The 14,895-nt window shown below is 38.5% G+C and carries 16 protein-coding genes; 9 read left to right on the forward strand and 7 right to left on the reverse strand.

Features of this window, described 5'->3' with window-relative positions; translation table 11 throughout:
• Nucleotides 1-60: 60 nt before the first annotated feature.
• Nucleotides 61-378: a rhodanese-like domain-containing protein gene (locus AC3ITD_RS17705; protein ID WP_056848082.1), complete on the forward strand. Its 318-nt coding sequence runs from the start codon at nt 61-63 to the stop codon at nt 376-378.
• A gap of 125 nt (nt 379-503) precedes the next feature.
• Nucleotides 504-701: a DUF6358 family protein gene (locus AC3ITD_RS17710; protein ID WP_056849219.1), complete on the forward strand. Its 198-nt coding sequence runs from the start codon at nt 504-506 to the stop codon at nt 699-701.
• Here the strand turns inward: AC3ITD_RS17710 and AC3ITD_RS17715 are convergent.
• Complete coding sequence (locus AC3ITD_RS17715) at nt 679-1,710, reverse strand: dipeptide epimerase (protein ID WP_489361710.1); 1,032 nt, start codon at nt 1,708-1,710, stop codon at nt 679-681. The genes AC3ITD_RS17710 and AC3ITD_RS17715 overlap by 23 nt on opposite strands.
• Before the next feature lie 80 nt (nt 1,711-1,790).
• Between AC3ITD_RS17715 and AC3ITD_RS17720 the strand changes: the two genes are divergently transcribed.
• Together AC3ITD_RS17720 and AC3ITD_RS17725 are read left to right on the forward strand one after the other, a co-directional pair.
• Nucleotides 1,791-2,927 carry a hypothetical protein gene (locus tag AC3ITD_RS17720; protein WP_489361712.1) on the forward strand — a complete coding sequence of 379 codons (1,137 nt, stop codon included), beginning with the start codon at nt 1,791-1,793 and terminating at the stop codon, nt 2,925-2,927.
• Between the two features lie 242 nt (nt 2,928-3,169).
• Nucleotides 3,170-4,135, forward strand: a complete 966-nt coding sequence (locus tag AC3ITD_RS17725) for a hypothetical protein (protein ID WP_489361714.1) — start codon at nt 3,170-3,172, stop codon at nt 4,133-4,135.
• On the opposite strand, the gene AC3ITD_RS17730 is transcribed toward AC3ITD_RS17725, so the two are convergent.
• From AC3ITD_RS17730 to AC3ITD_RS17740, 3 genes are read right to left on the reverse strand one after another with little or no spacing between them, the layout of a single operon-like run.
• Entirely contained in the window at nt 4,136-4,756 is a 621-nt protein-coding gene (locus tag AC3ITD_RS17730; protein ID WP_056849351.1) for a rhomboid family intramembrane serine protease, read from the reverse strand.
• A gap of 4 nt (nt 4,757-4,760) precedes the next feature.
• The gene (locus AC3ITD_RS17735; protein ID WP_489361716.1) at nt 4,761-6,500 is read right to left on the reverse strand and encodes a M14 family metallopeptidase; all 1,740 of its coding nucleotides are present in this window, start codon (nt 6,498-6,500) and stop codon (nt 4,761-4,763) included.
• 10 nt (nt 6,501-6,510) lie between these two features.
• Nucleotides 6,511-7,260 (reverse strand): hypothetical protein, encoded by a 750-nt coding sequence (locus AC3ITD_RS17740; protein WP_489361718.1) that lies wholly within the window; start codon nt 7,258-7,260, stop codon nt 6,511-6,513.
• 59 nt (nt 7,261-7,319) lie between these two features.
• Here AC3ITD_RS17740 and pepT point away from each other — a divergent pair, with 59 nt between their 5' ends.
• Entirely contained in the window at nt 7,320-8,573 is a 1,254-nt protein-coding gene (pepT, locus tag AC3ITD_RS17745; RefSeq protein WP_489361720.1) for a peptidase T, read from the forward strand.
• An 84-nt stretch (nt 8,574-8,657) separates the two neighbouring features.
• Here pepT and AC3ITD_RS17750 read toward each other — a convergent pair whose 3' ends face one another.
• The gene (locus tag AC3ITD_RS17750; RefSeq protein WP_056849347.1) at nt 8,658-8,981 is read right to left on the reverse strand and encodes a nuclear transport factor 2-like protein; all 324 of its coding nucleotides are present in this window, start codon (nt 8,979-8,981) and stop codon (nt 8,658-8,660) included.
• Between the two features lie 154 nt (nt 8,982-9,135).
• On the opposite strand from AC3ITD_RS17750, the gene AC3ITD_RS17755 reads away from it, so the two are divergent.
• Together AC3ITD_RS17755 and AC3ITD_RS17760 are read left to right on the forward strand one after the other, a co-directional pair.
• The gene (locus AC3ITD_RS17755; protein WP_489361723.1) at nt 9,136-10,002 is read left to right on the forward strand and encodes an aldose 1-epimerase family protein; all 867 of its coding nucleotides are present in this window, start codon (nt 9,136-9,138) and stop codon (nt 10,000-10,002) included.
• Between the two features lie 193 nt (nt 10,003-10,195).
• Nucleotides 10,196-11,428 (forward strand): IS4 family transposase, encoded by a 1,233-nt coding sequence (locus AC3ITD_RS17760; RefSeq protein ID WP_489366705.1) that lies wholly within the window; start codon nt 10,196-10,198, stop codon nt 11,426-11,428.
• Nucleotides 11,429-11,525: 97 nt separating this feature from the next.
• Here AC3ITD_RS17760 and AC3ITD_RS17765 read toward each other — a convergent pair whose 3' ends face one another.
• Nucleotides 11,526-12,914, reverse strand: a complete 1,389-nt coding sequence (locus AC3ITD_RS17765) for a Gfo/Idh/MocA family protein (RefSeq protein ID WP_489361725.1) — start codon at nt 12,912-12,914, stop codon at nt 11,526-11,528.
• 21 nt (nt 12,915-12,935) lie between these two features.
• Nucleotides 12,936-13,754, reverse strand: a complete 819-nt coding sequence (locus AC3ITD_RS17770; RefSeq protein WP_489361727.1) for an endonuclease/exonuclease/phosphatase family protein — start codon at nt 13,752-13,754, stop codon at nt 12,936-12,938.
• Between the two features lie 196 nt (nt 13,755-13,950).
• Between AC3ITD_RS17770 and AC3ITD_RS17775 the strand changes: the two genes are divergently transcribed.
• A complete protein-coding gene (locus tag AC3ITD_RS17775) occupies nt 13,951-14,385 on the forward strand; it encodes an ester cyclase (protein WP_265797000.1) in 435 nt (144 codons plus the stop codon).
• 78 nt (nt 14,386-14,463) lie between these two features.
• A complete protein-coding gene (locus AC3ITD_RS17780; protein WP_489361730.1) occupies nt 14,464-14,886 on the forward strand; it encodes a VOC family protein in 423 nt (140 codons plus the stop codon).
• Nucleotides 14,887-14,895: the final 9 nt, after the last annotated feature.

The following is a 14,895-nucleotide window of genomic DNA, read 5'->3' on the forward strand; positions in this document are numbered from 1 at the left end:
CGCCACTTTGTTCATTCTACTCAAATCGATTTTCCTATATTTGCATAAATAATTTTCAAGATGAAAGAAATATCAGTACAAGAATTAAAAGAAAAAATCGATAATAAAGAAGATTTTCAATTGATTGATGTTCGCGAAACATTCGAATACGAAGTTTCTAACCTTAACGGCGAGAACATTCCTTTAGGCGGGATTTTAATTGAGGCTGATAAAGTTGAAAAAGATAAGCCTGTAATTATTCAGTGCCGCAGCGGAAAAAGAAGTGCCGCAGCAGTGATGCAACTTGAAGCGCAATATGGTTACGAAAACCTATACAATTTAAAAGGTGGGATTTTAGCTTGGCAAGAGGCTTATGATCCGAATATGCCAGTTTACTAAGAATCATTCGTCATTGCGGGGTACGACGCAACTCTCTTAAAATCAGATTGCTTCAGCTCGCTCAAACCTGGCTTCGCAATGACGACTTCTTACATTCAAAATTCACTCATTCAATCATTTCCACTATGGGTAAAAAATTTGCTTTAAATATTTTCTACAATCTGGCCATCATCCTTTCTATTTTTGGAATAGTTTGGTGTTACAATAACCATAAACCTTTGCCAGGTGGTTTTTTAGTTGGTGTTGCGGCTTGCCTCGCCTATTTTAAATATCAGCTCGTGAAAGATCTGCGGAAGAACTTTAAAGAAAAAGATCAGAAGTAACACCTTCCAGTCCAAGCCCAGGTAAGTTTCTCAAGCTGTACTTCCCGTTTTCAAAAGGCGGATTTGTAAAAGGATTATTTTTAGTTAACCAGGGGCCATCTAAATCTGCCCAATTACATAAAGGCGCCAAAGCCGCTGCAGCAAGGGTTGCACAACTCGTTTCGCTCATACAACCAATCAATACTTTCATCCCGAAAGATTGTGCCTTCAAAATCATTTGATGCCCTTCATACATTCCACAACTTTTCATCAATTTTACATTAATGCCATGGTAAGCACCTTTCAGCTGATCCATATCGGCTAAACGCTGCACAGCCTCATCGGCCAGCAAAGGAACCGGACTACGTTCCGTTAGCCATGCATTACCCTCCAAATCGTTTTTATCCATAGGCTGTTCGATTAAAACCACTCCCTGGTTATGCAGCCAATAAATTAAATCGATGGCCTTGATGCGATCACTCCAACCTTGGTTAGCATCCACGTATAGTGGCACATTTGTTAAACTACGGATGGTTTCAATAATCTCCCGGTCGTTATCTCTGCCCAGTTTAACTTTTATCACCTTGAAATTCTCCGCATCTTTCAGTTTTTCGCGGATCACTTCTGGGGTGTCTATCCCGATAGTGTAAGAAGTTACCGGCATTTTTGCTGGGTCGGCACCGTAAATTTCGTAGCAAGGTTTGTTTAAAATTTTTCCATTGATATCATTTAAAGCAATGTCTATCGCTGCTTTTATCGCCGGCTGACCAGGAGCAATACGATCGAGGTAACTAATAATCTCTTCGAAATTAAAAGGGTAGGCGAATTTGCTCAAATCTACCTCTTTTAAAAAAGCAGCTGCAGTTTCAAAACTTTCTCCCATGTATGGCACCATTGAAGCTTCTCCATAACCCACCACATCTTGGTACTGGATTTTTAAAAGCATTAACGGTGTGCTTGTGCGGGTAAATTTGGAGATCGAAAACGGGTGTTTTAATTCTAATTCGAATTGCTTGCAACTAATCTTCATTGTCTATCGTCTAATAAGTAAATAGGGCGGATATCGCTTTACAAAAGTATATTTGTTTATTAACGCAAACCACTCCTGCCATGAAAAACATTTCAAGATTACGGTATTTTATTTATTTATCCCTAATAATTTTAGGAGGATGTACCACAGGAAAAAATGCCTTACAAAAAGGCGATTACGATGCATCAGTTGAAAAGGCGGTAAGCAGATTGCAAAATTCGCCCAAAAACAGCGAGGCCATGCAGGTTTTAAAAACCGCTTATGATTTAGCCCTGCAAGATCATTTACGCAGAATTAACGAGGCAAAAATGTCGAATGATTTGTTTAGATGGGAATCTGTCATGTACGATTATCAGAAAATAAATCAGCTGGCAGATGAGATTAACAGTTGTCCGGCTTGTTTGGCGGTTGTTCCAACACCATCAAAATATATCAGTGAAGTTGCAGAAAGCAAATACAATGCTGCAGTTGCGAGGTACAACTCGGGGATCGGTTATTTAAATGAGCATAACCGCTTAGCTGCAAAAAAGGCATATTACGAATTTGAAAAAGTGCAAAATCTACAGCCGAATTATAAGGATGTAAAAACCAAAATGGATGATGCCTATTGGGCCGCCGTAACCCGTGTAGTTGTTCAACCTATTATTTTAAACGGAGGGCCGTATAAGTTGAGTGCTGATTATTTTCAGCAGCAAATTGATGAATTTATTGCCAACTATTCGCGGAATAAGTTTGTGATATTTTATGGCGAAGAACAGGCGACTACTCAAAAAATTATACCCGACCAGGTTTTAAGTTTAAATTTTGATGATTTCGTAATCGGCCAGACTTATGTGAAAGAAAGAGTAGAAAAGCTTAAACGCGATAGTGTGGTAATCGGCGAAACCCGCGAACGTAAACCTATTTACGGAACGGTGAGTGCTACACTGAGTATTTTTGAAAAGAATATTTCTTCATCAGGATTGCTAGACATGACAATTATGGATTGGCAAAGCAAAAAAATTGTTCGTCAGCAGAAGTTTCCCGGCACTTTCGTTTGGCGAGACAGTTGGGGAAGTTACAAAGGAGACGACAGGGCGCTGAACAAAAATCAGCTAGCCATAACGAGAAAAAGAGAGGTTCTTCCGCCACCGCCAAGCACGATGTTTCTGGAGTTCACAAAGCCAATTTACAGCCAGCTAATTGATAATTTAAGCGGATTTTATAATAGTTATTAAAAAGCAAACGAGAACATTCGTAATCTCGAACGATACCCATTTTTCATGGGTGCAAGAGAGATCTTTTTGGAAGAAGTTATCGAAATGAAATCTCTCCGACAGGAAGGATGTCGTTCGAGAAGACAACTTGCCCTGCTGCCGTCCAAGGAACAACGGCCTTAAAAACCTTCATGTTGTAATCCCAGGGTTAAAATAAAATATCACTGACAAGCAATAACGATATAATAACTAATATTGCAGTGATGAATACCGGCCTATACAATCCTTTCCAAAGTTTCGATTTCTTATACAAAAAATGTTTCCTGAGCGGCAACACTTTTAACTCTCCCCTAATCCAGGTTCCGCTGATTCCAAAATGGTTGTTGGAGCAGGCAGGATTAACTGGCGAGGAGCAAATTCAGTTCCTGGATGAAAGCATACGTTCTTACAATACCCTCGTGATTCCTGTTAATAGCGAAGTAAATGAGCAATTTTTAAATCCACTGGAAGAAAAAATAAAACAAGCCTTTGAAACAGGTTATAGTGCTGTTTCAGCTTTGCCAGAGCTTGAGCTATTTAATTGGGTTGGGAAGTTTTTATATGGCTTCGTCTATATCGAAATGCATTCTGCTTTGCGCAAGGAAATAACGGCAGATGGCCTGAACATGTCTCAATCGCTGATGATGAAGTTCGCCAACCTCAACTTTATGATGCAGAATATGTACACCAGCATCGAGTTTGAAGATTTCACTCCATGGTCGATCACGGTAGTAAAGCTGGAGGATGAGCAAACTCCATTTAGTTTCAGGGATGAAATTAATACGCTTACCTTTTCGCTAAAGATGAAAGATTTTGGCATTATTGCTTGCCTGCAGGATAATGGAACCAATAAGCGTTATCACCGGGAAATTATAAATGAGGTGAAGGGCAAAGCACTCACCGCACAGCAATTTGAAGAACTTACCGCTCGTTTTTACTACTCCGCTTATTTATTTAACCGCTTGCCAGAATACACATTTATGCCTGTTGAGGGCACAACCTACATCGAAGCCATGCCGCTTCGCGGAAATATGACCAAGCCTTTGTTTGATGTTTGGCAGCACAAAATTTATGCTCAGGTGCTGGAAAATTTCTGGAAACCCTGGGGATATGTAAAGTTCGAGATCATTAAAGACCCTGACCATCCGATGAGCTTTTTCGAAAAATCCTGTTTACCTGCTGCAGGATAATTACATTCCTAACTTTGCGCCTATTATTGCGAAAAAGTTTTGGAGGATGCCCGGAACAAAAATAATGGTGAAAATCAATCCGGTTAGTGCACCAAAAAAGTGGGCATCGTGATTAATATTGTCTCTCGAATTTTTTGAGGCGTAAGCACAATAGGCTAAATAAATTCCCCCGAAAATTACTGCTGGAATAGAAAAAGGCAAAAATAAAATCCCAATTCCTGCCATAGGGTTAAAAAGGATGAAACTAAATAATACGCCGCTAATTGCACCAGAGGCTCCTAAACTATTGTAGTGAAAATCATTTTTATGTCTAAATACAGTTGGCAGATCACTCAATATCAAGGCTAAAAAATACATTAAGCCAAATTGCCAGCTGCCCATCATTTGCTCTAAGGTAAATGCAAAAGCATAGAATGTAAACATGTTAAAAAACAAGTGCATCCAATCGGCATGAATTAACCCACTGGTTATTAGCGTATAAACATTTTTCCCTTTCGATACACTGTAAGGATGTAACATAAACTTACCGTATATGCTTTGATCGTAAAAGGCATACAAGCTGGTAACAATTGTAAAAACAAATATGATTGATGCTACAGGAGCAATGCTGAGGTATTCCATTTATTTATTTTAAGTTGAGCTTTACATCTGTTTCCAAACGAGCCACCGGGTATCTGTTATGTGTTTTCTCGTAATAATCAGAATTTTTATACACAAAATCAAGTTGCGCTGCCGCGTTCTTGGCAAAGTCTGCATCTGATGCCTTTTTAGCCTCTAATTTATTTTTCAACTCTGGGTTGTTTTTTAGCAAATCCGCAGCTGTATCTTCAAAAACATAAGCCGAAAAATGTTCCTTCATATCTAAAATGGAATCGAAAAAATTCCAGCTGAAATAAGAGTCGGTGGCTTGTGGCTCCAGGGTTTCTACAATAAACCGGTTCGTTTTCTGATTGGCGTACACCACAAAATCGCCAGCGTAGTATTGCAAAGTATTTTTAACTGGATTAACCGTTACAGCAGAATGTAAATAGTGCCCTTCATACGGACGAGTAGCCGTTTTAAAATTTGTGATGTAATAGCTTTCTACGGAAATTTTGGTGTCTGTTTTGAGCTCTTCAACCTTCACTTTATTAAGTTTAAGCAATGCGATCACCCTATCCCATGCTTTCGGAATGATATAAGCCACTGGTTTTTGCACCGTAATAGCCGGTTCATAATTATTCCACTCTTTAATAGTTTTGGTAAACGGCTTATTCCGATCATAATATAATCGATCAAAACCACTTACTTCACTTGGCTTTTTACCGGCCTCAAAACCTTTAAACGGCAAATCATTAGAAACAGATTTATTTAATTTCCAAGCCAGTGGAAATTCGGTTTGTTTCGCTACGAGCTCATCCGCTTTGCGTTTATTTTCTTTAATAACCTGTGCATCACGCTGAACGATATCAACATAGGTTTGAAGCAGTTTATAGGTTGCATCAACCCGCAAGTTATACGCTTTAAGCATATGCGTTTCTGGCATAAAGCCGATGGTATTGTGCAAGGTAGTATAACCTGTAGAGTAGCGGGGCGATTCGATAAATCCAGCAATTCCCGTTTCCGGCACTTCACCAAAGGAGTTTACATATGGAATCATCGGGTAACCTTTCTTCTCCATCGCCGAATACAAATCGGGCACCAAAGTTTTAGTTAAGTATCCTGATAAAAGAGCGTTTAACTTGTCTTTTTGCGTCGGAATGAGCGTCATCACGTACTGGTAATCGGCACCGTTACTGGTATGGGTATCTACAAATATTTCGGGTAGCCAGGTGTTAAAAATTAGCTGAAAAGCTGCCGAATTTTTAGAATCGGTTTTGATGAAATCGCGGTTCAGATCTAAGTTTTTGCTGTTTCCGCGAAAGCCATAGGCCAAAGGGCCGTTTTGGTTTGCTCTTGAGGTAGAACTGCGGTTAAAACTTCCATCAATATTATAAATAGGGATAATGCAAATCACCACATCTTTTGGAAGCCTGTCTTCTTTCAACAAATCTCTTGCCAGCATCATGGAAGCATCGATACCTTCAGGTTCTCCCGGATGAATCCCATTATTGATCAGCAAAACAGTCTTATTGCCTTTCTTTATTTCAATAGGATCAAAAACTTTATCTTTTGATAAAACCAGCAAATGAAGTGGCTTGCCAAAATCGGTGCTTCCATATGTTAAAAGCTTCGCCTGAGGATAGTTCTTCGCGATGTTTTCGTAGTAAGCAATTGCTGCATCGTAAGTGGTGGTTTCTTTTTTACCACTGTTTTCGAAAGGTGTTTTTTGTGCCATTGTTTCAAAAGATAAGATTAAAAAACAGATGACAAACAAATTTCTCATGCAAACTGATTTAAGAGAATGAATAGTGTTTAGAAGAACTTACGATACGCTTTATATTTCCGAAGAAATATTTTCCCCCTACACTATAAAGGTTAAATGTATCAGGATCGTAGTTTTTAAATTTTGTTGAGGGATCGTTATAGCCATCTAAACCTTCGCCAAAAGTGAAATTGCTTTGTGCGTTGAAGTTGATTACATAGGGAACATAACCGTAACCATCGTTGAGGTCATAGTTAAATCCTAAGTTAATTGGAACAATTAAATTAACGCCCTTATCTTCACCAGGAAAAGGGCCATAACCAGGATCAAAAGCAGCCCAGCTAGGTTTGTAACGTACAATATCAGTAATGTTGTTATTTATCGCACCTATACCAATCCCAGCATATATCCCCTTAATGGCTTCTAAAAAAGGCTTACGCTCGTAAGGGATAAATTCACCCAAATGCAGTTTTAAGTTTGCGGTGATACTAGTGTATTTGTTAATAAATTGTCGATTATGTGGGTCAGTAACAATATCACCACCTTGCACCATGCCGTATTGTGCCTCTAAGCCACCGGTAATAAAAGGCGTAAAATGATAACTGATTTCGCCTTTTGCGGTATATCCCCAATTCCCTTCCACTACGTCGGTTTTTGAGTAATTGGCACCGCCGCCTAAACCCCACGACCATTTAAAGTAGTTTGATTGCGCAAACGACAACATAAATGATAAAGAGAATAAAACAGTTAGCCCACTTGTTTTCGGGAGGCGATAAGTCATATTGTTTTTTTACAAAAATAATATGTTTATCCAATATCTATAACTTTTACCTTTGAATTATGAGCAATTACATCAACTTTAACAATTCATTAGCGCATAGATTTATCACATATGCCAAAATAGATACACAATCTGAACCAAATTCTGCCACTTGTCCATCAACAGAGAAACAAAAGAATTTAGGAAAAGTATTGGTTCAGGAACTTTTGGAAATAGGCATTTCTGATGCTGAAATGGATGAGAATGGCTACGTTTATGGAACTATTCCTGCTACGAGCGAGAAAAATCTTCCGGTAATTTTCTTCTGTTCCCACATGGATACCTCGCCAGACTGCAGCGGAGAAAACGTTAAACCGATTATTCATGACAATTATCAAGGACAAGATTTGATATTGCCCGACGACAATAATATCGTAATAAAACTGGCAGAACATCGCGATTTAAAACAGCAAATTGGAAACGATATCATTACTGCAAGTGGCACTACTTTATTAGGTGCGGATAACAAGGCTGGATTGGCGGAAATTATGGAAGCAGCTGCTTTTTTAATGAACAACCCGGATGTTAAACACGGTACGATCAAAATTCTTTTTACCCCTGATGAAGAAATCGGAAGAGGCGTGGATGAGGCAAATCTCGAAAAATTAGGTGCTGACTTTGGTTACACCATTGATGGCGAAACTTTAGGATCAATTGAGGATGAAACATTTTCTGCCGATGGCGCAACATTAACCGTTAATGGCCTGAGTACACACCCCGGTTTTGCCAAAGGTAAAATGGAAAGTGCCATCAAAATTATTGCTGATATCATTGCTTCTTTACCAAAAGATACGCTCACCCCAGAAGCAACTCATCAAAAAGAAGGATTCATTCACCCAGTGAGTATCAGCGGCAAGGTTGAGCAAGCTGAAGCGCATTTTATCATCAGAGATTTTACGGATGAGAAGCTAGCGGAACATGGTGTATTTTTGGACGAAACGATAAAAAGTGCTCTAAAAAACTACCCAGATTCTACTTACAATTTGGAGATAAAGCCGCAGTACAGAAACATGAAACAAGTGCTGGATAAGCATCCAAAAATTGTGGAATATGGAATAGAAGCCATTGAAAGGGCAGGTGTAGTAGCCAAGCAACAAAGCATTCGTGGAGGCACCGATGGCTCACGCTTATCATACATGGGCTTACCTTGTCCGAATATTTTTGCAGGAGAACATGCTTTTCACAGCAAGCAAGAATGGGTAAGCGTTCAGGATATGGAGAAAGCAGTACAAACTATTATTAATATTGCTGTAATCTGGGAAGAGAAAGGGTGAAGGTAGTTGGGAGTTCGGAGTCATGAGTCATAGCCTTAAAGCTGCCGACTTTGGACTAAAGACTTTAGACTCACTATTCCCAAATTAACTTTGGCCAATATCCAACCGGTTAATCTTCCCGCCTTTGCCGATCTGGAATTTAAAGAAAGTTTTAAAGTCGCCCCATTGGTCGGAGTGGAAATTGCCATAAACATCTAAACCATTATTTTCCACTTGATCAATGCTGGTAAAGCGTTCATGCCCTAAAGCTTTTTTAAAGAAATTATTAAACTGAAGCTGGTTGCCGTCGTCATAAAATTTAACATCATCAGCAAACAAAGAGAACCAGGTTTTCTCATCACCTTTTTGCAAGGCATTTATTGCAGCTTTAACTTTTGAATTCGATAGTTTAGAGAGATCAACAGGCATATTTTATTGTTTTAAAAGTGCCTCCCTAAATTAAATTGCAAACAACTAGTGCAAAACCAAATAATCAAGGGCTTAATGGCAGACATGGAGAGTTCAGATCAAATTTAACAAAATAGTTTCCAAAGCAGCACATATTTATTACTTTTAAAATGTAATGATAACCCTCGAAAACAACTACCTAAAAATAAGTATTGCAGCAAAAGGTGCAGAACTTCAAGTTCTTTATAGCAAGGAAACTAAAATAGAATATTTGTGGAGCGCCGACCCAAAATATTGGGCAAAACATAGTCCGGTGTTATTCCCAATTGTTGGGTCGCTTAAAGATGAACATTTCAAATATGATGGCGCTGAATACAAGTTGCCACGCCATGGTTTTGCCCGCGATCATGTTTTCGCCGCTGAAAAGATAAGCAATACTGAAGTTGTTTTTACCTTATCGCAAAGCGATGAAACACTTACGGTTTATCCTTTTTATTTTGAGCTTAAACTGATTTATAAATTGATAGACAGAAAGCTGAATTTAACTTACGAAGTAACCAATACAGGTACCAATGAAATGTTATTTTCTATTGGTGCGCACCCTGCATTTGCGGTTCCTAACACGCCAAACACCAGCTACGAAGATTACTATTTGGCTTTTAATACAGATGAGAAGTTAACTTACTGCAAACTGGAAGATGGTTTGGTTGCCAATGAAACTGAGTCAATTGAACTTAACGGGCATAAATTAAATTTAAAACACGAGCTGTTTTATAATGATGCATTGGTTTTTAAAACGATGCAAAGCAGCTGTATTAGTTTGCTGAACAATAAAAATGATTACGGACTGCATTTCCATTTCGAAGACTTTCCATTTTTCGGCATTTGGGCGGCGCCAGATGCTCCATTTGTATGTTTGGAGCCTTGGTGCGGCGTAGCCGATGGCGTAAATCATAATCAGGAATTGCAACAAAAGGAAGGTATTATCTCTTTAGCACCTCATAAAAATTGGACACGTTTTTGGGAGGTGGAGTGCTTTTAGTTGGATGAATTAGATCTTTTTTATTTGGTTGGTGGAGACACCAATGCTATTAACTTAGCGTTATAAGTATTTGATATTCAAATATTTATGACTATATTTGAATATCAAAACAACAGTAATAAGATGAGTATAATTTCTTCAAATCACAAAAGGGAGCAACATAAAGTGGCTCCTAAAAAAAACATTTGATTTCATTCAGGATAAAAATAATTTTTCTCAATATCTTAAAGAGCCAATCTTTTTTACGCGCAAGCGAAGTTTAAGCTTTCCAGTTGTGGTTTCTACAATATTGAATCTTTTTAAAGAATCTGTAGAGTACAACATTTTTACAATTTTGCCCAGTATATCATCAAAAGTGGTTACAGGAGCAGCCTTTTCTAAGGCTCGATATAAAATATCCCTTTCTTTTTTCAAGGATCTCAACGAGATACTGGCAGATCATTACAAATATCATCCATCACAACTTTGGAGGGGATATCAATTGATTGCCGGTGATGGCTCTACAGTTGGGCTACCACCTTCCCGACAGATAAAAGATTTTTTTGGAATATATTCACAAAAAGGTGAAAGTATAAAGAGTTGCCTGGCACAGATTTTTATGTTTTATGATGTTTTTAGTGGCGCAATTCTTTCCAAAAGGATATCAAAGATGGAGAACGTAGAGAGAACACTTTTTAATGCATGCCTTGAAGAACTACCATCCCGTAAATCCGTAGTTATTTTAGACCGGGGATTCGGATATTTTCATATTTTCAAAAAACTTTGCACACTCAAACAGGATTTCTGTATTCGTATAAGCAGTGCGCAGTCCTGTTTTGCAAAACGGATAGTTCAGGAGTGCGAAAATGATTTTATAACAGAGTGGCACCCCAGTCCAAAAGAAATGGAATCCTGCTTAAAGCATGGGTTAGATACTAAAACAATTACGGTCAGGGTTACCAAAATCGAGTTAAATACTGGGGAGATCGAAATTCTCGTATCCTCTTTATTAGACATGAATGATGTATGCACAGTGAATATGAAAGCTCTTTATGGGCAGAGATGGCCAGTAGAAGAAGGTTTTAAGAAATTAAAACCAAAGATGAAATTAGAACAGTTTGGTACTCGGAAACCCGATGGAATATTCCAGGAGTTTGAAGCCCATGTATTCATGATGAATCTGGTTGCATTATTTGGTATCCAGGCACAGCAGAAAATCGATAAGAACAAGAAACGAAAACTAAAATATAAATACAATTGGCAAAATGCTTACAGGTTTGTCAGAAAAGCAATTATTCAAATACTAAATACAGAACACCCGGAAGATATAATTCAATCTCTTATTAAGCTAATAGCATCATCTAAAATACCTATAAAACCGGACAGAAGCTTTCCTAGAATAACATTTAAAAAAAGAAAAAACAGAACGCATCAGACATATAAATAGCTTAAGTTAATAGCATTGGTGGAGACACCAACCAGTAGAAACCTCATAGAAAACATGATCATCCCTCATCTGCAAAGATGACGATCATGAAAATCATTTAAATTTTTACATCCATCACCTTACCATTCTTTCTGCTGCTCTCTGCCATAAAACCCATAATATGGCTTTCTATAGATTCATCAATTGTAGAGGTTAATAATGCAGGGTTTTGCTGTGATACGGCTTGGCAAAAATCCTTAACCAAAAGCCAGTCGCCACCACCGTGCCCGCTATTTTTATAACCATCTACATCATCAGCTTTTGGAATAAATTTCGTTTCTTTTCTGGTCTTAAAATCATGTACCACCAGCTCTGTCATATCGCCAACCATATCGCCCATCGAACCCATAATCCGGGTTCTTCTATCATGGTATGAAGTAAAAGCTTCCATAGAAAAGTTTGCGGTTACGCTATCACTAAACTGAATACTGGTTACATAATGGTCTGGCTGGTCATTATCCATGCGATAAACACAACGACCATAATTTGTTGTTTTAAGTTTCTCCATTACCGCCGCTTTTCTGTCGCTTGTACCTTCAGGAATATCCAAAACCGATGTCCTCGAATTGCGATCTACATATTCTTTAATTGCCGAATACGGACATTCCCGCTCCACCGCACATCCATCAGTGCATCGGGCGGTACTTCCTTCAGGCGCATTTTCTTTTTTAAACCATTTTAAATCGCCCATGGCCACAATACGCTGGGCTTTCTTATTGATCACCCATTTCATAATATCTAAATCGTGACAAGATTTAGCTAAAATTATAGGCGTTGTGGCTTTGGAATTATGCCAGTTTCCACGCACATAAGAATGTGCCATATGGGTATGTTCGATAGGCTCAAAATGCTGAATACTGATTACCTCACCAATAGCACTTTTTGCAATCAGCTCTTTCATCTTTACAAAATATGGCGCATAGCGTAATACGTGGCAAACCGCAACAATTCTTCCCGTTTTCTTCGCCAAAGCCAAAATATCACGGCATTCTTTTTCGGTAGGCGCAATGGGTTTTTCCAGCAGGATATCGTATCCCATCTTTAGTGCTTGCATACAAGGTTCGTAATGCAAATTATCAGGCATGGAAATAATAACAGCATCAGCCATTTTAGGTTTTTTAAATACATCCTCCCAGGTATTGAACCGATTTTCATCAGCAATTTTGTGCTTTTTGGCGTATCGTTGGTTTCTGTAAGGAATCGGTTCGGCTACACCGATTATTTTTATCTGATCGGGAAAACTGGCCGCAAAATTACCGTAAACAGTGCCCCGGTTTCCCGCACCACAAGTAATTGCCGTAATGGGCTTTTCTAAGGGTTTATGCAAAGGATTATCAGCTATACGATAGCTGTAAGTATTATCCGCCAAGCGGGCAAGTACATCCGTGCTCACTACGGTTGCGCCTAAACTTATACTTAAAGTTTTGAGTAAATTTCTGCGGTTCATAGGAGTTTGGTTTAGGTCGATTTATTTATTCAGTTTCAGTATGGCTAAAACAGGCAAGTGATCAGAAGCATACGTTTCATTAATTACCTGATGCGAAATCACTTCGAAATTATTTCCTTTTTTAAAGGCGATGTGATCGATGGTATTTTTAGGATTGATTACAGGTATTGTAAAACCACAGTCGGTACAGGTTCTAACAAATTGCTTGTCGAAAACTTTCACCACCTCCGAGCTTGTGTTCGAATTTAAGTCACCAGCAATAATCAGCGGAAGGGTTTCTGTTTCCGTTAACTTATTGATTTCGTTTACCTGCATCATTCTATTCTCTTCCGATTTCTGTGCATCGAGATGTGTTGACGCAAAACGGATTTTTCTTCCGTCGGGCAGTGTAGCCGTACCCATTCCCAATACCCGTGGTTCTGCTTTTGCTTCGCCGTTGTTAGGCAACTTATAGGTTTGCGGATCGCTCAACGGATATTTCGAAAGTATTGCTACCCCGTAATCTCCGCCATCATGGTCTATCGCTTTAAAAAAATAGAAGTTCATCTTCAGCCTGGTGGCTAAAAAAACCGCTTCATTTATGTTTCCCGAACGTTTCGTGTTTACATCAACTTCTTGCAAAGCAACTAAATCTGGTTTTTGCGCCTCAATCACTTTGGCTATGGCATCCAAATCAATCAAGCCTTCTTTTGCTTTGGATGGAGGGTTGGCGTGATGAATATTATACGTTAAAACGCGAATGGTACTTTGATCGTTCCTCGTTATACTGGTTTTAGGAGAGCAAGAAAAAAGCAAAATGGTAAGAAGTAAAAAATAGGAAACGAAGTTGAATCTAGTCATTGTTTTGTTGGCTTAATGGCTTTTCGAATTTAAAAAATAAAACCAATCGAAAGAAATTGTGATACGATCGTCATAAAAAGAAACAAAACGCAATTTATCAAATGACTCTCATGAGTTTTACGATCTCAAAATTGCGGAAACAACATGTACTTTATCCTGTTTAATTATTAATTCTTCAACAAAAAATATAAAAATTATGGATAATCAAGTAGAGAAAAACAAAGCGATTTGCAAGGTATTTTTTGATGAGCTGCTCAACAATGCCAATTTGGATGCCATTACTAAGTTCGTGGATAGCGGGGTTAAAGTGCATAAAACATTTCCTTGGCAACGCGAAGGCGATAAAGCCTTTTATGATACCGTTGAGGTGTTTAAACTGGGTTTTCCTGATTTAAAAATAAAATTCGACGATATTTTAGGTGATGGCGACAAAGTGATGTGCAAATTCACTATAACGGGAACGCATAAAGAATCGTTTCTTAACATCCCAGCTACAGGGAAAAAGATCGAGTACGAGGAAGTAAATATTGTTCGTTTAAGAGATGAAAAAATTATTGAACATTGGGCAGTTGCCGACATTTATAGTTTAATGCAGAAGTTAACAGGGAGTGAAGTAAACAATCTAGTTTAATAAGCCCCAAATTTGTCTCAACTCCCCCCTTTGTAAAATTTAGGTACTGCTTAACTTAGCAGAAATAGTAAAAATTTTATGAGAACCATGCATCCTTATTTAAACTTCGACGGCCAGGCTGAAGAAGCTTTTAACTTTTACAAATCGGTTTTGGGGGGAGAATTTATCTTCTTCAAAAAAATGAGCGACGCACCCGATGCAGACAAATTACCCGAAAACGAGCGAAACCGTGTCATGCATGTTGCACTTCCCATCAATGAGCATACTATTTTAATGGCATCAGATTGCATGCCTTCAGCGGGCCATGTAATCAAAGAAGGCAATAATATGTATGTTCACCTTGCTGCAGAAAGCAGAGATGATGCGGATAAACTTTTCAATGGTTTATCAGCAGGAGGAACTATAGAAATGCCTATGGAAGACATGTTTTGGGGCGATTATTTTGGAAGCTGCAAAGATAAATTTGGGATCCAATGGATGATTAATTTTGGGAGTTATTAGCTTAAGAAG

Source organism: Pedobacter sp. KH_004 (genome assembly GCF_057840755.1).